This is a genomic window from Brucella sp. HL-2 (assembly GCF_025846885.2).
Lineage (GTDB): Bacteria > Pseudomonadota > Alphaproteobacteria > Rhizobiales > Rhizobiaceae > Brucella > Brucella quorumnocens.
Genome location: NZ_JAOYTK010000041.1, coordinates 1 through 21,907 on the forward strand (window position 1 = coordinate 1; position 21,907 = coordinate 21,907).

The window sequence follows — 21,907 nt, forward strand, 5'->3', positions numbered from 1 at the left end:
TCAAATCCTGCCCCCGCAACCAAATCCCCCAAAACCTAAATCAGTTCTTATCGCTGCCACGAAGACTGCATCTTCGCTGGCGATCGTCGCTCGTCGTCCGCAGACCATAACCTGAAGGGGGAGGAGGATAGTAATCGATTGATTATCGATTACCCGACGAACGGGACAAATCCTGCCCCGCAACCAAATCATAAATAGCCCCGTCTCCGACGGGGCTTTTTGCGTTTAAAGCAAACAAAATCTAAAGCCCACTAATCAATAAAAAACCGCTAGTACGCAACGGATCTTAAACCGAATACTGAAAATCATGTGGGAGGGAAAAGGGTCAACTCCAAGCCCCCATGTAACAAAGGTTACTGTCTCTAGAGCGCCAGATGCCAAAATATCAACGCCGATAATGATGGCAGTCTGAGGAAACAGGCCCCCGCCACCATAAAGAAAAGCCCCGGCAACAATTGTTGGCCGGGGCTGGTGCCGGACTGCGAAACCGTAAAGTGCAACCCATCCTGCAACTGCAAGCGGCTGTTATAAACCGATGTCACCGAAGGACCTATTGAAGCCACCGGCAAGCCAACGCTGATCTCGAACAGATATTTGAAGAAGGATGCAGCGTGATCGGATGAGCCGCGGGCAGCCGTCGTAATCACACGTGGCTTACGCTCTGCATAGAGACGTTTGATTGCCGCGATCGTTGCGGCTTTCTTCAGTCAGCAAACGCGAAACAACGGCCGAGGCCTCAATTGTCTCTTTGCGCATAAATGATGTCGTGACCATGAAAGACCCCGTGTGTCTCTTCCCTACTGCAAAGATGCTTATGCAATTCAGAACGTTTGTTTCCGGGGCGTACGCAACGCAGACGCTCAGGAACCTTAACATGCGCGATGGAGCGGCATTGACATCCATGATCATGACCTCCGGCTGAGCCGGTGCAGGCTATTGGTAGAAGCGACCGGGATGCGTGGCTTGATAAGCGTCTGTCGTGGGAGGAAACAGTCGCCGCTAGTTTCTCCCGTGCCGGGTGGGCTTCTGTACCGCCGATGCTAATCGACACGATTTTGCCTGTCGCCGGAATTCCCCAGCAGTTCGCTTGTAGCCGAACTTCAGGACAGGTCACAGACACGGCATTAGGAAATCCCACAACGGGTGGCATTGATGATGTCTACAAAGCTGGCATTTCATTGTCTCGCTTGCTTCCAGAAGGGGAATGGTTCCAGCAAGAGGCGAGGGCAATCTTGCGTGTCCTTCCATTCGGGAATGCGCTCCCTGCCGTTATCTTCGCGAATGTGATGATTGGCGATTTGCCGAAGTACGTGCCGAAAGACGCACGATAGGGTAGGTAGAAGGTTCCCCGTGGGTTCAAGCTCACGGGGCACTTTTTGTTGTGGGTAGGAGTCTAAACAATTGGTCTAAATGGAAGGGTGCTTAGATACTAAGCGGTTGAATTATATATATAAAGAGATGATCAAGCTAAACTGGCGGAGAGAGCGGGATTCTCCACCAGGTTGCCAATAACGTATTGATTTACAAAAAGTTAAATACCGTCGATTGGTAGTGCTTTGGGTATAATGTTCTGCACGAGTTGTCAACATTTTCTATGTTTCCAGTCTTGCTGCTGGGCAACAGGTACAGCGATGAGCTTTCGTAGACGGAAGTCATATACTGAGCCGGGCTAGGGATGCCCGTTCTGACGATGGCAATGGTGCCAACGAGGCTATGATTGTTCGGATCGCGTTGAAGCAAAGCAACACGTTAATGGATTTGGAATAGCCGCCACGAACGTTGTAACCGACATGTCTGTTACACCTAAAAGCCTTGTTTTCTGGATGACCTGATACCTGTAGGACTTCGAAAACATGCACAGAATCGAATTTATGTGCCTCTTTTTTCGATGATCCGCCAAGAATGCGGGAAATCGGGATGTTTTCTCATGAGGGCGGCTGTAGCGGCGGGATGTGTGGCCGCATGATCCAATGGAAACACTGTTTCAAAGACAGATGCTGGCTCTGAAACGATGCCAGCGTAGTTTGTGTCATGCAGCAAAGTCGGGAAGTGTAACCGTGCCGACGGGAGTGTTCGGAACAACCTTGTCGTCATCAAAGAGCAGTTCCGCCAACATTTCGGCGGATACGCCGGATATATCGATATTGCCGATTTCTTCGATGTACGATGGATATGCGTCCTCGGGCGAGGGTGGGGTATTCTGCGCTTTAAGGAAAGCGGCAATGCGTTCGTTGCGGGTCTTTTTCAGGCGCTCGGATTGGTCGTTAAGGAAATCATGGTCCTCCAGAAAATCTGGACTGGCTGCTTCTTCACAGCAGAATTGCCATGCGGCCTCGTTTGCTCCGAGCTTCTCGATGGCCGTGAGCAGACGCGGTCCACGATAGTTGCGCCGCTCATAGGCTGGTGACCAAGCGTCCTCTGTGATTGCCTCTTCGAGAGCAAGCAACCATGCTTGAAAGAAATAATGATAGGACGTGTATTTCTCGGGAATCGCCTTTCCGAATTGTGATTGAGCCTTTTGCCAGATGTGCGAGTTCACCTGGTATTCTGGGGCATCCATGCCGCCGACGCCTTTAAGTTTGTGCTCATCTCGTTCGAATTGCGCAGAAGCCAGATGATGTGACGGGGCCTTCAAATGCAGCCGGAACTCGAAGCGCTCGACAGGACGTCCGCGTCCGGTGCCGTAGATTTCTCGGAAAGATACTGAGAAAGCACGTAGAGCTGCAAAATCGGTTTCCATGAATTTCAGAACGCGGTCGCGCAGCTTACTGGTGGTAACGATGCCGCTTTCCGGCTGAAACCCAGCCCATGCCGCGACTTCGGCAGGTGCGCCGGACAAGGTGATTAGATTTTCGCCTGCTGGTGACCATTTGTGCTTCGATGCTTCCAGCGCCAGCCGTTTATAGAGCCGGATGGAATAGCGCGATTTCATCATGGCCAACGGCACGAGTTCCAGATAGGCGTAGCGCTGCTTCGTCCGCATGAGATCGCGGATCGGCGGCGGGAACGAAAACGCGATAACATTGTCATCGCCATCACACTGGCACCAGCTCACGAGTAGCTGCATGTCCTCGTAGAGACTGGATTTGCTGCCGAATGTGATCACCGTCTCTGCGAGGCGTCTCAACGAGGCGTTCAGAGCATCTCGGCGAGACGTTGGACCGAGATAGCGCAGCAGCCAACTGACCGGGATCGTGTGCGTTTCCGGCAGGGGCTTGCCCGCTTTGCGCAGCTCCGTCTCGACTTCATATGCGTGCGACAACAGCAGTTCATGGAGAGCGACGTCGTTTGCAGTGAGGTTGTCTTCGCCAGTGATTTTCACGCGGTCCAGCAATGAAGCAGGACGAGGGCTTTCGGGTGCAATGTCTGCGACAGTCTTTTCTGCCAGCGATGTCGACAGGTCACCGCGCGGCTGCGGCATGAAATCTTTTCGGGAAGAAAAATAGCGTTTTCTATTCGGCGTCACGTCATGTTCTCAGGGTTTGTACACCAAGTATGGTGTGGCATTGAAAGAACCGTCAATGGGGTTTCCTCCGTTTATGGAGAAATGGGCGGCGGAGAAAACCAGTCTGTTGACGCGCCTGCGATCAGACGGATGCAAACGAAGTTGACAGCTGCTGATGCCATCTGTCGAATTCTGAAACTCTGCCCAAGTGGCGAGGCCCAATTCAAAATTCTGTCGACTCTGGCGTATTTTAAGTATCCGGGGTGCTGTTTCGAGGACACGTAGAGACGCTTCATCGGTGTCCGGTTGCGTGGCGCTTGTCTCGCAGAGACGATGCGATGCTAGCGCTTCCTATCGAACATCTCACCGAGACGAAAAGCGCGATAACGGGCGCGGTCGAAGTATCCTTTTCGTGACGAGCTCTTTTCGTCCGCTGGCGATGAAATGACCGGAAAGAAACAGTCCGTTCGACGGTAGTGTTTTTGCGATCCGGCGAAGGAAAAGAATGTTGACTGTTCCAGGTGAGGATTGGCGTAAGCTGATGCTGGGTGGCGACGGAAAACGTAATTCAAAATTTTGTAGGAAAAACGCCCGCTACGCGGCGTGAACAGACACCCATTTCTCGGTCATGCTGATGCTGCTCATAAAGACCACAGCGGGGCGTTTCGTGGAGACGTTTATTCGGCATGCATTTGTCTCGTAGAGACGGTTTGTGCCTTGCTGGTGGTCTGCCGACCATCTCGTAGAGACGGGCAGGGCGATTGCTTCAGCTCGTAGAGATGCAATCGAGGAGAGCACCATGCCAAGACCAGTCAATCCGATCAATGTTGTTAAGGCCGAACGGCAGGTCCGGTACCGGGCGAGGCTGAAGGCTACCGGAGAGCCAGAGGCTGATCGCATCGATACGGCGCTGGCCGCAGCCGTGGCCGTGCTGGCCGATGCGGTTGAGCGCGGAAAGGCTCAAACGTCAGAAAGAGCTGTTTTACGAGCAATTCTGCAGGGAGCCATGCGGATATTGCAGCAGGATGGTTTTGTCGAGGAAAGGACGCTTCCAGTGCTGCGCAGACGTATCTCCAGATCGTTCCGGCCGGACCTTGAACGATTTGCTGAAATCAGCGGCATTGAGAAGCATCTGACAGAGCGAATGTAACGCTGCTCCCCCCATTACTTCGTATTTCTGTATCGGAAATATCGAAATGCTCTACGAGACGGGTCAGCGTCTCGGCGAGACATCGAAACAGGGGATGGCAGAACCTTGGTGCGCGCAGCGTGACAGGATGAGACGCGCGATGTTCGCAGTCTTCGACGCGAGACAGTCGTTTCATCCGCCAAGCTGGATATGACCGGATGCAAAGATTCAGTCTGAGAGACGTTTTTTGCGATAGGCCGGATGAAAACATTGTTGACCGTAACAGAGCTGCTCATGCGTAATCCGGTATGGCGTCAGCGCAGAAATGGCCAATCCTAAATGTTCCTCCCACTGGTGATCGTTCCGAAGCCCTGCGGCACATCCTGCTTCCCGGATTTACCTTGTTCAACGCGGTAGGACAGATGTCGCTGTGGATTCAAAAACAGAAGTCTCGCAGAGACGGTTATTCTGAAAATCCCGGTTCCGCGTCAGTCCCAGAGAGACGATACAGACGGGATGTTTTCATACTCGTTTGCAACATGGCCCTGCTGCGCGTGACACGGATCAGGCGAGTTGAACGACCCGGAGCGGAGTAGGGTGGGACCATACGTCGTGACAAAGTCTGGAGCTGTATCGGGGAAGCCGATGTTTGCCGCAGTTCCGGCATGAATCGCTACTGTATCGTTAAATCCTCAGATCATGCTGTTTTAAACACCAATCTGTGAAAAGAGCCTCGATATCCGTGAATGGAGCTTTTAACGCAGAAAAGGCCGTTTCTGTCTCATGCCGAGATATGTCGCCATACTGGCCCGACCGGATTGGGTGTTCTGCCGATGTCGGTTGCAGCAAGAAGCTCAGAGTAGGGCGTAACGAAATTCCCTTTCATCCGCCATTTTCGTTACGGAATCTGCGTCGTGGCTTTAAGAGAGAAAAAGCCGCAACAAAACGGCTGGGCCAAAGTGCTGTTTCTCCGCAATACGCAAACCAGATCGTCCCTGTGGGGGAATTGGCGCGTTGCGAGAGAGCCCCGGTCTGCCAACCTTTTCCTACAAGATTTTGAATTAGGCATTTCTGATCATGAGGAAATGCCGGATTGCCCGGCCTATCTCTGCAACAGTCAACAATGTTTTCGTCGGGCCGATCACAAACGTGTCCACAAATTGGTTCGTTCTGACCGTGTCGACCAGCCGACTACGGTGAAGGCAGAACCGGAACGGATGATACGACGCTGAACGAGATTAATAATCGTGAGAAGACTTGGTGGGTTGTCGCTCAAAAGCTGACGTCATCCGCAACCTGTTCTCCCCGACATTGTCAGCCCCTCTCGAAAATCATCGAATTGGGCCGTTCCGCATGGCATTGTCGGAAACCGATGCCGACATCAAGAAGCAGCACTTTTGACGCGGAAATAGCCATTTAAATCCCATACAAAAGCATTGCCGGATTGGTGAGACAGGATCGAACGCAACTCTGACGTCGACTGCATCAGGAAGTATCAGTCGAGCGGATTGTACGGACGTAACGAAATTCACTCGTCCCGGTTATTTTCGTTACGCTATGCCCGTGGCTGACAGCCGGAGAGAGCGGACGCACTACGATGGCGGATTGGCGGGCAGCGCGCGCTGGCGATGTGGCATGATTCTCACAGCTAGTTTGTCGCTCTGGGGAGTAGCGAAGCTACAGTTGTCGTGTGAACGGAAAGCCTGATGAGAAGCTGCGCACCAATTTTGCCGCCATTCCGTCCCGTCTATGGGCAAAATTTTGAATTGCACGTTTTGGCTACTGGAAGGCCTCTTGAAATTGTCAGCCCGGTTCTGCAACGGTCAACTTTCTTTTTGTCCGCTCAGTCACCGATCCGCTCGTATTCATCAGAGGATCCGGGCAGGCGGATAACGATGAAGAGGTTAAGGCAAGGTTTGCGCAGTGCTCTCCATTTCCACGATGCTCTGAAACTCCGGTAGATATTCCGGCCGATTGGCGGCAAGGTAGCGAACGACACTTGCATTGCCAAGCAGGCGCTTGAGATAGCCTTTCACAACCGTCAGTTCCAGATGATCTTTGGAATAAGTGTCCTGGATGGACGACATTCCCTCCTGAAGGCGGTTGAGCTCTCTTTCCATGCGAATGATTGCGTCGGCCGTCATTCCTTTGATCGTTTTTGGCCTGTTTGGTGCCGCCAGCTGAGATTGGGGTGTTCCGGCCAGGATTGCAGAGGCATAGGCGACGGAATAGTTATTGGCGTTTATCATGAGCTCGGAAGCCTCAATCTGTCGAAGCGGCTGCATTTTCTTGAGCGTTTCGAAGACCGCCATCGGACAGCTTTTGTCTTTCAGCAGTTCACGGGCTTCGGAGCAGACGCCATTCAGCATGTTGGCGCGCCGACGAATGGAAGAGACATTGATCGACAGCGCGTTGGCTAGATATTCCTCGGGAACACCCAACTTGAGCGCGTTCACAATCATTGCATGCTCCTGCACCGCAGCCAGCCGACTGACCTGTTTGTTGTAAGTGAAAGCCTCATCATCGGTGGCGATAAGACATTCAATTTCGACGTGGCCCAAGTCCTTGAGAACTTCGATGCGTAAGTGCCCGTCCAGGATGAAATAACTGCCGGGATTCGCAGGGTCACGCGATACGACAGGCGGCTCAACCAGCCCCACAGCCTGTATCGATGCAGCAACCTGCTTATACTTCTTGCTTGATTTGATGGCGGTTCGCCACGGCTTGTTTGGCAGCATCCGGTCAAGGCGGACCAGAATGCAATCATTTTCGAACGCCTGCAGGATGTCTTCTGGCTTATTCGAGGAATTTTCATTGGTGCGGGGGTTATGAGTTTCATCGTTCATGATGATGTCCTAACCAATCGTTGATGCAACTGCGCCGGAAGCGCGTTCAATCCTTCTGTCTGTAGCAAGTTGAGAAAGGCTTGTTCTGTCATCAGTGATTTGAGGGCTTCGGTGACAAACATCAGTTTCCCCTGGGTCACCTCGGCCTTTTTGATCAGAACCTTCTGTCGTTCTGCCTCTTGCTGATACGTACGGACCATGGCCTCACTTGTTAATGGTCGTCTGGGGCCATCATAGCGCCCGAATGCCTGGTCCGGTAAACCACCGCCTCGTTTGCTGCGCATTTCGAGGATTCGTCTGACGGCAAGTAGCTTTTTGCCGCGCAGCTTATTCTGCGCATAAGCCTCCATCATTGCGGCTTGTGCGCCGTCTTCATCCGACTTAGCAATTTCCATCGCCAGACTGAGGGGAAGGGTTCCTGCTTCGACTGCTGACAGGAGCCGCTCTTCTCCTCTCTCCAGTAGGCTGGCGATCATATTGACATATTCCGGACTGACGCCGATTTTTTTTGCAATCTCATGGTCGGAATAGCCGCGACTGCGAAGGTTGCCGACTTCCCGAAGCAAATCAATTGCCCGGTGCTGGCGGCGCGCGAAGTTCTCGACTAGACTCATGACAAGGCAGTCATTCTGACTGGCATCGATAACCATCGCTGGAATAAGGGACTGTTCAAGTTCATTGAATGCTTCGACACGGCCCTGACCGCAGACGAGATCATAGGTGACCGCTCCATCGCTGCCAGTTTTCTTGGCGACCGTGATCGGACGCTTGAGGCCGACTCGGGAGATACTAGTGACGAGGTTCCGAAATTTTCTCTTGTCGCGAACTCTGGGGTTCAAAATGACGATCCGGTCTATGGGGATCGTATCGATGTATCGCCAGGTGCTGTTCTGCGTCTCTGTGTTCATGCTACATCCTCCAGTTCAATGCGTCTTGCGAGGTCAAAGAAGAAGTCGAGGGATGAAAAACGGTAAGCTTCCAACCCAAACGGGTTCTGTTTAAGCAGACGGAGCTTTGGGACCATGATGTCGATGGACGGCAGCAGATAATAGTCGCGCACATTTCGATTATCTTCATCCATTCTCATGACGATTGTGATGTCAGGCAGGAGGCCCGTATCCAGCCTCACTTTCCAGTGCAGACGGCCTGCTGCCGTTGTTCTGCATCTTGCGATAACGACGGACACGCAGAATTCTTCGTTGATGTGCAGAAGATCTGTTTCGGCGTCATGGATGGCAGAAGCACCAATCGCGGAAAGTGTGTCGCAAAGTGATGATAGCTGCTGTGAGAACTGGCGTCTGAGTTCCCGATTGATTTCGATATACCGGTAATCGCGTCCAGAATCGTATCCGATCAACTCATAGACGCGAAGTAGGCTGCCAAAGCGGCGACGGTAAACACTGCTCGACGGGAGTTCTTCTATTTCATCAATAATGAAGCCCGATATGATGCCTTTGCGCGCTAAAGACTCCTTGAGAAGATGCAGTAGTTCCTCATCGCTCAGATGTTGGCTACGCTCATGGAAAATGACCTGGGCTTTTTCAAACAGCTCGTGGGGAACGATCCCCCGAAATACTGCATCGGCACGGACCCAGATGTCCGGCTTATTCTTTACGCGTCGCTTCTGAAGTTTGGCTGAGGTTTTATTATAGACATTGTTTCCAATGTATTTTTCATTCGTCAGTATCTGACGTATGGTGCCGAGGGTCCATGGCCTTGCTCTATCAGAAAGAATGCCCTCCGCATTCAAAGATTCAGCTATTTGTCTTTCGCTTAATCCATCATCAACGAAGGAGCGGAATATCCGGTTGACGATGTCAATCTCGGCTTTGGGGCCGGGGATAAGAATGACACGGTCGGTTTGAAGGCTTTTACGTTGGCCGGGTTTCAGTTCGTCTTTCTCAGTACCATGTTCATCGATCATCATGCGACGCAGGCCAAACCCCGCCGGGCCACCCTGTCGAAAACCCAGTTCAATTAAACGACATTGACCCGCAAAAACCTTGACTGATAAATCACGGCTATAATCTCCAGCTGTAACTCGGCGAACGAATTTCAGTAAATCTGATCCAAGGCTTCCGTCATTCTCGAACTGTTCTGCACAATAGTGAATGACAATACCCGTGCGCGAGCACAGATATTCATAGTATGCACTTTCATCGGCGTTCTGAAATCGCCCCCAGCGGCTGACGTCATAGACGAGGATGACTTTGAATGTTGCTTTACGCTCCGTGACATCGTCTATGAGCTGCTTAAGAGCATTTCTCCCCGCAATTCCGAGGCCACTTTTCCCTGCGTCCTTATAAATTTTGACTATTTTATAGTTTCGCTCATCGGCATATTTCTCAATTGCCGCTAGCTGGTTTTCAGTTGAGTACTTCTGCAGTTCAGTCGACATTCGAACATAAGCCGCCGCTGGCAATGGTTCATCATTGCTTGCGCCGTTCTTGGGAATTGGAGTGTTCGAGATACTCAAACTCACACCCTCAGAATGATACTGAGCATTTACGCAATTAGTTTGAGAAAACCTTACTGCAATGAAGGAGTAAGTGTCCTTCCCAAGAAATGGGACGCTCTTTTAAACGGCGCTTCTACGTCATCGGCGATAAGAAGCTTTGGGGGGGATTGCGTTACTTCAAGGAAGCTGCCGCTGCGCTGCCCACGATCTTGCATTTCGGATTCACGAGCGGAATTGAGGCATCTGGTTTTTCTGCGAAAATGCATTTGCGCCGATGAACACGTTGCATATCATTGAATGGCAGCATCGTTCCCCCTCCCACCCTCAGGGATGCTGCTGAAAGCGGTTTCGCCTGAAACCGCTTTCTTCATTTTTACGCTGGCGTCTAGATATTGCGAACGGCTGTGCCACGATAGCTGTCGGTCAGTTTGCCGCGCAGGCGCTCAGCGGTTTTGCGAATGTCGGCGAACCTGCCTGCAGAACGAAGCAAGTAGATGAGCAGGGCCGGGCCGGAGAGAAAGCCGATCAGTCCGCCGACAAAGACGAGACCTTCAAGAAAATACAGTCCGGTTATCATAGCAAGCGCGCTGCCGACGTAATGGAAAATGCCGCCAATGACGGTTGTCAGGAGGAACGATGCGATGGCTCCGACAAGCAAACCGACAATAATGGCCTGAATATAAAGTGCACGCACAACCTGTGCCGGAAGATCCATGATCCCGGTCCCGGCATCGCTTGTTGCGGCGACCGCGCAATTCATCGTCTTGAAATTCGTCAGATGCCTGACCTGTTTCAGATAGAACGTGACCTTTTTCCCAAGAAACAAATGCTGCTCGATGTGGGCGTCAGCAATCAAATTGTTGATTTTGATGACTTCCCCGTCGTCTGACTTGATCATGATGAACGGATACATCCGACTGGTGTTGGAATTCTCGACGTCCCCTTGTGAGATGCTGGCACTAATCTGAACGATCTCGCCACTGATAATTGTGATGCCGTCTTCTGTGTCTGGTCTGTGCAATTTTACCCCCGTGACTGGCTGAACCTGTTCTGATGTTCAGGGACTGATGTTGGTTGCCTGTGAGATCGGCGGCGCGCTTAATCGTTCAGCGTTGCCCCAAGTGTGCCTGCAAGTTCCTTCTCGAATGCCGTCCGCTTCTGCTTGCTGAGCCCAAGCTTGCGCATTCCCGTGGCAATGCGCTTGTCGGTGGCACGGCCCTGGTCAAAATATTTCTGCATACGCTGCGGGTTGCCCTGCGCCATCATGCTGTCGATATTGCCGCCGAGAATATCCATCGCAGCGCAATGAGCGAGTGCAGGCTTGCTTGGTGTGCGTTGGAACTTTTTATAGCAGGCCTTGGTCTCGTCGATGGCGCTGGAAATCCCGCCCATGCGGTAGACATCATCGAATGCCTTTTGGCCGCGCAGGGCTGCCTGTTTAATGCTTTCTCCGCGCTCTGATGCCGGATTTACCGTTGACGAAAGTGCGACGCCCGGCTGTGATTCCGCAACATTCGAACGACAGGCTGTTTCGGCAAGTTTGTGCGCTTGTGGATTGGTGCGGGCATCGCCAAGGTGCCTTCCGGTCGAAAGATCGCTGACAGCGAGAATGCCTGCTTTTGTCGTATAGATGCGCACGATAGCAGCACAGGCAGTCCGGTTATCTTCGCGCATCCGCCATTCGATCTTCTGTCCGAACACACGGGAAGCACTGTCTGCAATAGTGTGCAGCCGGGTCTTGTTGCCCGGCTTATGGTATAGCTCAACGGCTACATAGGCCCTTCCGTCCCAATAATTCAGAATAGCGTGCACGCCGTCGCTGCCGGGCACAGGGCATCTCAGCGTAAAGCGGTCTTCGCCTTCCTCAAGTGTCTTGCAGGATGCGGTATCGGTATAGGTGGATTTCCGGGTCTGTGCGTTGGCATCAGTAGCGCTGACAGGAAGGGAAATTGTCGTGGCGGCCAGTGTGAAGGCAGCCGAAAGCTTGATCCAATTGTTCATGGAAACGTCTTCTCCGGTCTTGGGGCAGGTGGGGGAGGTTTTGCAATGGACAGGGATCAATCCGGCAGCCATCGCAGGGCTTCATATTCGGTCTTTGACCGTATTTCTGCACCACTTCCCTAACGAAGTTCACCATGATGAGGGATGTGCGTTAGGGGAAGAGATCGAAATTGCCCATTCTGGCAAGCGCATGGAGCGTAGCTGTAGCTGACAAACCGCAGCTACAGCTACGCCGACTGTCAGCGCTGCGCCAGCAACGCCAACAATATTCGTCTCAATTTCATAGCTGATGCTGGCGTCATGCTACCCCCGGCTTCCGACTGACAGTCGAGGTTTTCTTAAACGGAACCCTTCTCACAAGATTTCGTCAGAAAGCAGTCAAAAGAAAATTTAAGTCGAAAATCAAGTCATTCCGCCGATGATTTGGATTCGACCAAAATAATTCATGTAAAAAATGTTGACCACTCTTGACCTGGCGAAGGGTTGCCTTTCCCCTCAACAAATTAGGGCCTCGACAGTGATGAAAACGGCACGAATACTGAAGGAAAGGCAGAGAAACCATGCAGTGAAATCCAGAACATTACCAATAGAAGCCGAAAGCCATATTCTCTTCAAACCCCGAAAAGTCGGCTATGCGCGGGTGTCGACGGAAGAACAGAAAGTCGATCTGCAGCTCAATGCCTTGAAGCTCGCAGGGTGTGAGCAAATTTTCATGGATGAAGGGGTATCCGGTGCAAAGGTAGACCGAGCCGGGCTGAAGAAAGCGCTGGCGAGCCTGCAGCCGGGCGACACACTGGTGGTATGGAGATTGGACCGTCTTGGCCGTTCATTGATCAATCTCGTGGGGCTGATGAGCGAGCTGGGCAATCGCGGGGTCGAATTCCATTCTGTAATGGAAAATATCGACACATGCTCAGCGGGCGGGCGGCTGGTTTTCCATCTCATGGCAGCACTTGCCGAGTTCGAACGCAGTCTGATCAGTGAACGCACGAAAGCGGGCATGGAAGCGGCCAAGCTCAGGGGAATTCATGTCGGGCGGCCGAGGCGCGCCAAGCCAATTCAAGGAGTTGCGGCCGTGAAAGCTGCCAGGTAATTTTGCGCGAAGGCTTCAATTCACCAGAAAAACGATTTGCCGATCCTGCATCACGGCCCTTCCTTCGGTTATCGATTCGGAATGAGTGCATTTTCTCGGTGACGTGTTGTGTTCCAGATTGAGACGCAGGGGCTATTTACGGACAGGTAGCGCACATGCGTTCTGTGGCTTTTCTGTAACTTAAGTCTAATAAGGCTTTCGTTTTTTGCTATTTGCGGTTGACATCACCAAACGATTTTTGCACTCGGCACATATTATTTTAATTGTGGTGCCTGCTTTCCTGTAAGGAGTAGCAGGAGAAGTAGGTCGTGGCAATTTAGGCATGGCATCAGCATTTCATTGAAGTTTTTTGCTCATCCAGAGCGTTGTCTGGAGGGGCGATTGATCGAGTCAGTTGCGACTGTCTTGGTTGATTAGGGGGCATTGTCATGCATTTTGTGAGGAAGATGGTGCCTTTGGGTGCTGTTATAGGGATTTTCGCATCCGGCATCATGGGAGCGCAGGCCGAGGAGGCTAAGGTTGTCGTCCCGGCAGCGCCTGCTGTTGCCTCCACTCGGTTTGATGACTGGACTTATCGCTGCGCCGACGTAAAGGCTACTGACGGAAAATCTGTGGCGCAATGTGAGGTTGCGCAGATTGCTCAGGTGAAGCAGGGCGACGAGAACGTCAATGTTCTCACACTCGCTATAGCAAAGACTGCGCCTGACGCTGGCGAGAAGGCCTCCAGCGATGATCTGCTGCTGACGGCGCTCGTGCCGCTCAATGTCGTTTTGCCGATTGGTCTCGGTTTTGCCGCCGATGGCAAGGATGTGGTGACGGTTCCCTATCGCAATTGCAATCAGGCAGGCTGCTGGGCGCAGCAGAAGCTTGACGGCAAGATGCTGTCAGCACTGCAGAAGGGCTCTGCAGGTGAAGCGCGACTGCGTCTGATGAATGGGCAGAACATCAATCTCAAATTCTCGTTGAAGGGGCTGACCAAGGCTCTCGCAGAACTACAAAAGCCAGCCAAGGCCTGATCGGGAGCAGATATGTTGTATTGTGTTCGTACGGACGGGCTTTGCCTTGCGCTGAGTATTGCCTGCCTCGCGGTGGGAACGTCCGCCTTCGCGCAGGCTCCGTCTCCGGTTCTGAACCCGGCGGCATCGCCCGCTGATGATTTCATGCGGCGTCAGACTGAGCAGAATTTGCAGCAGCGGCTTGATGCGCTTGAAGAAGCCACGCCGCGCGCCGCGCCGTCCGTCAGGCCGGAGCAAACGGGACCCGAGGCAGGTGCCGCTTCTGGCCCGTGCTTTTCCATCAGCCATGTCGATGTTGAAGGTGTTTCCCTACTTTCAAAGGCGGCACTCGATCCTGTTCTGGCACCGTATCGCAACAAGTGTATCGGCCTTGCCGATATCAATGTTCTGCTGAAAGACCTCACTAATCTCTATATGGATGCGGGCTATATCACGTCGCGCGTCTATGTGCCCGAACAGGATATTGCAGGCACCAAGGTTTTGCGCCTTGTTGCTGCTGAAGGTTCACTTTCTGATATTTATCTGAATGGAAAGCCCGCCGAATATCCGGGACTGCTGGCAACAGCTTTTCCGGGCATGAAGGGCAGGGCGGCCAACATCCGCGATGTCGAGCAGGGGCTCGACCAGATCAACCGCCTGTCATCGAACAATGCCAAGACGTCGATGTTGCCTGGCAAGGAGCCGGGCGCTTCCATTCTCAATGTCGAGAACAAGCCCGGCCTGCCATGGCACTTCTCGGTAGCCAATAATAATCTCGGCCTGAAATCGACGGGCTATTCCCGGTCATCGATATCGTTCCGCATGGATAATCTGGTCAATCTGAATGATCTTTTATCGCTGACTTATGAACACACTGGACCTGATTATCCATGGCCCAATGACGGTGTTGGTCAGAGCAACAGCATTTCTGGCTCGATCAGCGTTCCCTATGGCTATTGGACCTTCACGCTCAATGGGTCTTACTACAAATATCGCAGCTCTGTTCCGGGAAACTACGGCGATATCGACACATCGGGCGACTCCGGCCAGCTCGGGTTCAATGTGGACCGCGTCATCCTGCGTGATCAGAACTCCATTACCACACTCAATGCAGGCATTGCCTATAAGGAAACCAACAATTTCCTGATGGGCGATCTGATCGAAGTCGGTAGCCGTCAATATTCGGTTGCCAATCTGGGCATTTCCCATTCACGCCGCATGCTTGGCGGGCTCTGGGCGTTCGATCTGAGCTATAATCAGGGGCTCGGCCTCTTTGGTGCCACGAAACGCGGCGATCCCGGTGCAGGCGATGCCGAGCCGGAATTCTCAAAATTCACCGGTACGATCAACGTCACCAAGCCATTCCAGCTTGCAAGCCAGAACCTGCAGTTCTCGACACTGATCAACGGCCAGTACTCGCCGGACAATCTTTATGGGGCCGAGCAAATATCGCTTGGCGGCTACTCCAATGTGCGCGGTACTCGCGACAGTATCCTGTTCGGCAATAATGGTCTGTTCACCCGCAACGAGATCACATGGCGCACATTGCCGTGGAAAGACAGCGAGCTTCTGACCAAGCGCCTGGGCGAATTCCGGCCATACGCAGCCATCGATTACGGCCACGTGTTTGGTCAGGACCGTTTCGGCATCGAAGGTGGCGATGTGTCCGGCTGGACAGTCGGGGCACGTCTGGCAGGCGGCAATATCGGTGCCGATATCGGCTATTCGCGCATCGTCAGGAGTACAGCCGAGGCCAGTTCAAAAGATTTGTTTTTTGTCAGCACGTCACTGCAGTGGTGAGGATTGAATATGCATAAATTTTCATTTCGTGATGTGTTCTCATCCAAAGTTCATGTTTCTTGCTTTAATCCCGCTCATCTGGCACGCAAGAGCGTTGCCACCTGTTTGAGTGGTTTGCTGGTGTTCCAGCCAATGCTGGTTCAGGCGCAGGTTGCACCAGACACAAGCGCGCCGATTGGTAATCAGCCGGGTGTGGGGGCAGCACCCAACGGCGTGCCTCTGGTCGATATCGTGACGCCGAACGGGCAGGGGCTGTCGCATAACAAATATCACGACTTCAATGTCGGCAATCCGGGCCTGATCCTCAACAATCACAATGGCGAGTTGGGCACCTCGAAGCTCGGCGGCGTGACACCAGGCAATCCGAACCTGAAGAATAGCGGTCCCGCGACGGTTATCCTGAATGAAGTGACGAGCGGCAATCGCTCGGCTCTGCAGGGCGCAACCGAAGTGTTCGGCGGTCGAGCTGACGTCATTATCGCGAATCCCAACGGCATTACATGCGACGGCTGCGGTTTCATCAACACGCCGCGTGCGACGTTGACCACGGGTACGCCGGATATTGACGGCACCGGACGGCTTTCGGGTTTTACAGTGCAGGGCGGCGATGTCACCTTCGGGTCGAAAGGCGGCAATTTTGCCTCGGGCGACGGTGCTGTTGATCTGTTCGATATTGTGTCACGGCGCGTCCAGATCGACGGGCCTGTCAACGGCAAGCATTTGCGCCTTTCTGCGGGTCGTCAGAAATTCAACTACGCCACTGGTGAAGCCACTGCTCTGGAGGGTGCCGACGACGCGGGCGAATTCGCCATCGACGGCTCGGCACTGGGTGCCATGCAGGCGGACCGTATCAGGATCGTCGTTACCGACAAAGGCGCAGGTGTACGCATGCGCAATGATATGGCAGCCAATGCAGGCGAGCTGACGCTTTCCGCCGATGGCAAGATATCGCTTGGCAATGCGTCCGGTCGCGATGGCGTTTCCCTCCAGTCGAAGAGCAGACAGGTCGAAGCAAAGAACCTCACGTCTAAGAAGCGTGTGGTCGTGAAAGCCGCCAAAGGCATTACTCTGGAAGCGGTTGCCGCTGACGAGGATGTCATTTTGAATTCGGATGCGGGCCTTCTGTCGATTGCAGGTGATGCAGCGTCTCTTGGAAATATCGAGCTGACTTCTTCAGGTGCGATTGTGACTGGCAATGTTGCCGCCGGGCGGAATGCAAAGCTCCAGTCCGGCCAAGGCCTTACGGCTGGTTCGGTCGTGGCCGATGGTGCAGCAAACCTGACTGCGGCATCCGGCAACATTACCCTGTCCGGCACGGCCAAGGCAGGCGGCGGCGCGCTGACGATTGAAGCCGCATCTGGCTCGATCAGCGCTGCCTCGCTTGTCAGTTTCAACAATATGGCGCTGACGGCCGGAACAGATATTGTCACGGGTGACATTCTGTCTGGCGGTGCACTTGTTGCCTCCGCGCGCTCTTTGAAAGCCGGGAATGTTGTCTCGGGCGTAGATTTTGCCGCAACCAACGCTGCCAATGGTGCAATCTCACTTGGAACCTCAGGTGACATGCGCCTTGCGACGACCGGGGGTATTGATGTTGCTTCGCTGTTTTCCGCCGGAAACCTGAATATTTCAGCGGCTTCGCTTGCGGCGCAAAATGTGACCGGTCATGGCATCGTTACGATTGCTGGGGATACGACTGTCTCGGGCCAGCTTCTTGGGAGCGGTGATGTCAGCATCAACGGTGCGAACATCAAGGTTGGTGCGATTATCTCTGGCGTCGATTTTGCTGCCAGCAAGTCCTCGAATGGTGCCATTGTCGTCGGAAACGCAGGGGACACAACGCTTGTCGCGCAAACCGGAACGATTGACGTCGGCACGCTGCTGTCGGCTGGCAATTTCAACGCCAATGCCCGGAACTTCACCGCTGCCAATGTCACCAGTCATGGTGAGACCAATATCTCCGGCACGACGGCAATCAGCGGTCAATTGCTGTCCGGTTCTGACATTACCATCAAGGGTGTTTCCATTGATCTTGGTTCGGCTGTTGCTGGTGTCGATCTGGCAGTGCTCGCAAACGGCAATGTCGTTCTCGCCAATACGGCCCATGCGCTCAATCTGACGGCGACGGCAGGCAATCTGACCGCCAATCGGCTGCTTTCTTCAGGCAATGTAATTGCATCCGCTACAGGAAATATGTCGGCCAACGTCCTCAGCCATGGTGCACTTGATCTGACGTCTGGCGACACGCTTACGCTTTCCGGTCAGTCTCTTGCGGGCGGTAGTGCCACGCTCAAGGCGGGTTCGATGAACATCGGAACGCTCGTTTCCGGTGTTGATTTTGCGGCGACAGAACAGGCAGGTGGTGGGCTTGTGCTCTCTTCCGAACAAGGCGGACAGTCAGTCCTGACGGCCAGCGGCAAGGTCGATGCCGGAACATTGCTGTCGGCTGGCTCTCTGACAGTCAATGCCGGGACGTTCGTTGCAACCAATGTCACCAGCAATGACAGGGCAACGATTACAGCCAGTACGACGATCAGCGGTCAATTGCTGGCAGGTTCCGACGTCTCGGTGACAGGCCCGGAGATCAATATTGCGACGGTTGCCGCTGGCGTCGATCTGGTTGCACTGGCCAAGGGCAATATTGCAACAGGTAGTGCCGCGCATACGCTCAGCCTCATGGCAACGGCTGGTGATATTACCGTAACCCGCCTTCTATCGTCAGGCAGTACGATTGCCTCCGCAAGCGGCAATCTTTCGGCGAATGCACTCTCGCATGGCGATCTCAACCTGACTGCTGGCGGTACGCTGACGCTTTCTGGCCAGTCGCTTTCCGGCGGCAATGCTACGCTCAATGCCAGTGCGATCAATGTTGGAACGCTTGTGTCCGGTGTCGATTTTACCGCGACCGAACAATCGGGCGGTTCTCTGATCCTCAAAACTGGTGCGGCAAGCGCGTCTGGTATGCCCGGCACCGGGACGATGGTACTCAAGGCTTCCAACGGCTCTATTATAGCCGACCAACTGGTCAGCGGCAGTGATCTGCAGGCTACCGCGCGACAGGATATCACCTATAACAGCCTTAGGAGCTTCGCCTCGGCCGATCTCAATGCGGTCATGGGCATAATCAGCCTCGACCACGATACGGTTGCCAAAGGTGACATCGCACTGACGCTCCAAAGCCTCGATCTGAGCAACGACCGCAGCAAGCTTGCCACCGCTGGCACACTGATCGTCCATGCGGCTAGCGCCAATCTTGCCAATTCCACACTGACCTTCGGCGGCATTGCGCTGAACCTCACCGGTTCAGCCAATGTATCGGGTACAAAACTGCGCGCCGTGACGGTAGATGGCGGCTCAGGTGACATCTCGATTGCCGCGACAACGATCACGACGACTGCTGCAACCGCAATCCTTGCTGCCAATGATCTGACCCTGACATTGGCCTCGCTCGCCAATTCCGGCCAGCTTGCCGCCAATCGCGATCTGGCCTTCACCGTTACGGGCGATCTGACCAATACGCCAACGGGTCTCATCTATGCCGGGCACGATGGGCGTCTGTTCGCCAACGGCAATATTCTCAACGATCAGGGTGCGATCCTCTCCGGCAATGATCTGGCTTTCGCAAACGCTGCCGGAAACGGCAAGAATGCCTCACTCGTCAATCGGGCAGGCCTGATTCAGTCGGGTCGGAACCTTTCCATCCTCACCAATTATCTAAAAAACGAAGCCAATGGTGAGCCCGTTATCGGTGAACGGCAGGAAAACGGAACGCGCTATTCGTTCGGTCAGCCCGAACATGCTGAAGAGCTCTGGGACAACGATACCCCGATGCGGGGGCGGCTGTTCTATGATGCACGTGAGGATATCAAATGGGGCCGGGGCGGTTGCCGTGAGAAGAACGGCGATCCCTGTGATGTGACCTGGCTCGATAAAGGGCTCTGGAATACCAAGGAAGAAACTTACGGTTATCTGACCTTGCCGGACGGCACGATCTACAAAGCCTTCACATGGAATGAGGTCGGGTCCAACGATGGCAAGGGCAAGATCTGGTATGACTGGAATGCCGATGCGGCGATGGGTGAGCAGTTCCAGACCCAGTATTTTGTCACAAAACCATCGGCACAGGGCCTGATCCAGGCGGGCGGCACGCTTGATATCAACGCTACGACAATCGACAATCTTTATAGTTCGATTGAGGCTGGCGGCGATGCCGCTATCACAAGCGATCATCTGACCAACAAGGGCGTCACGCTTTATCGCGATGTCTATATGACCTGCCTTGCGGGAGCCGAGACCTGTTATGGCTATAATGCCGATGGCAGCCGCAATGCGAGTGCTGATATCAGCGCAGGTTCGTCTGTCATGCTGCGCCATGAAGCAGTGGACAGCTTGTCGTCCATTATCCGCTCCGGCGGTGCGCTGACGCTGAATATTGGCAAGCTCGACAATACTTCCGCCGATGGTTCGATTGCAGGCTACAGCCATTATGAGGCCAAGCCCTCGACCGGTGATCCATTGGCGGCCCTGGGCGGGCTGACTGCTGGCGGAGCACTCTTCACACCCAATCCGGCGATCAGCGACCTTCTTGCCGGAAAAGGCATTTCGGTTTCCGGGAACGGCATTCAGGCTGGCGGCGTGCCGCTATCGCCTGCAGAAATCATGGCAGCCCTTGGTTCTTCTGCCCCAAAACCCAACTCAGGTGGTTTTGGCGGCACGGTGCCCGGACAGATCTTTATCTATGAAACCCGCGCTGAGTTCCTTGATGTCAGCAAATTCTATGGCTCAGGCTACTTCCTCAACCGTGTTGGCTATCAGCCCGATCACCAGATCCTGTTTCTGGGCGATGCCTATTTTGAGAACCAGCTGATCGACAAGCAGATGCGCGAGGCGATGGGCTATGGTCTCAATCGCAGCGGCGCTGATCCGGTCGAACGGATGAAGTCGCTTCTCGATAACGGGGTCGATTATGCGCAAAGCCATGGCCTTGCCTTTGGCGAGCCTTTGTCGCCGGAACAGGTTGCCGCACTCGACCAGTCGATTGTCGTCTATGTCAAACAGAACATCGGCGGTGTCGAGGTTTTTGCACCTGTCCTTTATGTATCGGCGAAGGACAAGGGCAATACTATAGCATCCGGGTCGATGATCGAAGGCAATATCGTGACCGTTTCCGGCGACACGATCAACAATTCCGGCCTGATTGCCTCCAGTACCAGCCTGAACGTTCAGGCGACGAGCATCACCGCCAATGGCGGCGGGTTTGCCGCGAAAGGCGATCTGACGCTCGCTGCAAGCGGCAATATCAGCCTGAACGCAGGCACGACCAGTTTTAACGGGCAGACGGTTGTTGTGCCGACCGATGCGGTGAAGGCGGGCGGCAATGCAGCGATCCAGTCCGGACAGGATGTCGCTTTGAACGGCGTCAACGTCACGGCTGGCCAGAATCTGGCTGTGAGCGGTGAGAATGTGAGCATCGGCACTGCCACAGGCGCGAGCGCCGACGGGTCGGAGACACTGACCGGTTCGAAGCTGCAGTCAGGCGCTGATACGAGCATCACAGCGAAGAACGACATCACCGTTTCCGGCAGCAGTGTCGCTGCCGGTGGCGATCTCGGCCTGAAAGCGGAAAGCGGCAATCTGACCATCCAGTCGGCGGAAGCAACACGCACAGACGGCTTTGGCGAGACGACGACGCAACAGAAATCCGCTTTGTCTTCCGGCGGCGCGACAAATCTCGAAGCCGGGAAGAACGTTGTCATTGCAGGCTCCGATGTGAAGGCTGGCACAGGCCTTGCCATCAATGCTGGAGAAGGTGTGGCAGTCATCGCGACGCAGGACCATGCCAGTGGATCATTCGGCTCCAACAGTTTTGCCACCACGACACAGCAGGGCTCCAGCCTGTCTTCAGGCGGGGACACGTCGCTCACAGCTGGCAGCGATATTCTGATTGGTGGCTCTTCCATTGAAGCGGGTAAGAACCTCGATTTGAATGCCAAAGGCGATGTGAACATTGTTGCCATGGCTGACAGCCGTGAAGAACACACCAATGGCCGTATCTTCCAGAAAGATGAGAGCGAGACGACCGCTGTTGGTTCGTCGCTTAAAGCTGGTGACGATCTGTCGGCAACCGCAGGCAATGATCT

General features: G+C 53.9%; 12 protein-coding genes and 1 pseudogene. 6 read left to right on the plus strand and 7 right to left on the minus strand.

Annotated elements, in window-relative coordinates; translation table 11 throughout:
- Positions 1–464: 464 nt before the first annotated feature.
- A pseudogene (locus OIV19_RS22600) lies at positions 465–756 on the minus strand (SIS domain-containing protein); the annotation flags it as partial.
- Between the two features lie 170 nt (positions 757–926).
- On the opposite strand from OIV19_RS22600, the gene OIV19_RS22605 reads away from it, so the two are divergent.
- On the plus strand, positions 927–1,331 hold the full coding sequence (locus OIV19_RS22605) for a hypothetical protein (protein ID WP_264234070.1): 405 nt from the start codon (positions 927–929) through the stop codon (positions 1,329–1,331).
- Between the two features lie 698 nt (positions 1,332–2,029).
- Here OIV19_RS22605 and OIV19_RS22610 read toward each other — a convergent pair.
- The gene (locus OIV19_RS22610) at positions 2,030–3,421 is read right to left on the minus strand and encodes a replication initiation protein (RefSeq protein WP_264234072.1); all 1,392 of its coding nucleotides are present in this window, start codon (positions 3,419–3,421) and stop codon (positions 2,030–2,032) included.
- 823 nt (positions 3,422–4,244) lie between these two features.
- Here OIV19_RS22610 and OIV19_RS22615 point away from each other — a divergent pair.
- Entirely contained in the window at positions 4,245–4,595 is a 351-nt protein-coding gene (locus OIV19_RS22615) for a hypothetical protein (RefSeq protein WP_264234074.1), read from the plus strand.
- A gap of 1,883 nt (positions 4,596–6,478) precedes the next feature.
- Here the strand turns inward: OIV19_RS22615 and OIV19_RS22620 are convergent.
- The 5 genes from OIV19_RS22620 to OIV19_RS22640 all read right to left on the minus strand — a co-directional run bounded on the left by OIV19_RS22620 (position 6,479) and on the right by OIV19_RS22640 (position 11,879).
- Positions 6,479–7,420 carry a plasmid partitioning protein RepB C-terminal domain-containing protein gene (locus tag OIV19_RS22620; protein WP_264234076.1) on the minus strand — a complete coding sequence of 314 codons (942 nt, stop codon included), beginning with the start codon at positions 7,418–7,420 and terminating at the stop codon, positions 6,479–6,481.
- The gene (locus OIV19_RS22625) at positions 7,417–8,328 is read right to left on the minus strand and encodes a plasmid partitioning protein RepB C-terminal domain-containing protein (RefSeq protein ID WP_264234078.1); all 912 of its coding nucleotides are present in this window, start codon (positions 8,326–8,328) and stop codon (positions 7,417–7,419) included. Before OIV19_RS22625 ends, OIV19_RS22620 begins: the two co-directional genes overlap by 4 nt.
- A complete protein-coding gene (locus OIV19_RS22630; RefSeq protein ID WP_264234081.1) occupies positions 8,325–9,896 on the minus strand; it encodes a recombinase family protein in 1,572 nt (523 codons plus the stop codon). Before OIV19_RS22630 ends, OIV19_RS22625 begins: the two co-directional genes overlap by 4 nt.
- Before the next feature lie 367 nt (positions 9,897–10,263).
- Entirely contained in the window at positions 10,264–10,899 is a 636-nt protein-coding gene (locus OIV19_RS22635; protein ID WP_264234083.1) for a hypothetical protein, read from the minus strand.
- 77 nt (positions 10,900–10,976) lie between these two features.
- Positions 10,977–11,879 carry a hypothetical protein gene (locus OIV19_RS22640; protein WP_264234085.1) on the minus strand — a complete coding sequence of 301 codons (903 nt, stop codon included), beginning with the start codon at positions 11,877–11,879 and terminating at the stop codon, positions 10,977–10,979.
- A gap of 520 nt (positions 11,880–12,399) precedes the next feature.
- Here OIV19_RS22640 and OIV19_RS22645 point away from each other — a divergent pair.
- The 4 genes from OIV19_RS22645 to OIV19_RS22660 form a co-directional block, all read left to right on the plus strand.
- Entirely contained in the window at positions 12,400–12,972 is a 573-nt protein-coding gene (locus OIV19_RS22645; RefSeq protein ID WP_498831076.1) for a recombinase family protein, read from the plus strand.
- A gap of 428 nt (positions 12,973–13,400) precedes the next feature.
- Positions 13,401–13,988, plus strand: a complete 588-nt coding sequence (locus OIV19_RS22650; protein WP_264234087.1) for an invasion associated locus B family protein — start codon at positions 13,401–13,403, stop codon at positions 13,986–13,988.
- Between the two features lie 12 nt (positions 13,989–14,000).
- Positions 14,001–15,767 carry a ShlB/FhaC/HecB family hemolysin secretion/activation protein gene (locus tag OIV19_RS22655; protein WP_264234089.1) on the plus strand — a complete coding sequence of 589 codons (1,767 nt, stop codon included), beginning with the start codon at positions 14,001–14,003 and terminating at the stop codon, positions 15,765–15,767.
- A 9-nt stretch (positions 15,768–15,776) separates the two neighbouring features.
- Positions 15,777–21,907, plus strand: a 6,131-nt coding sequence (locus tag OIV19_RS22660) for a two-partner secretion domain-containing protein (RefSeq protein ID WP_264234091.1), incomplete at its 3' end; no start/stop codon positions are given.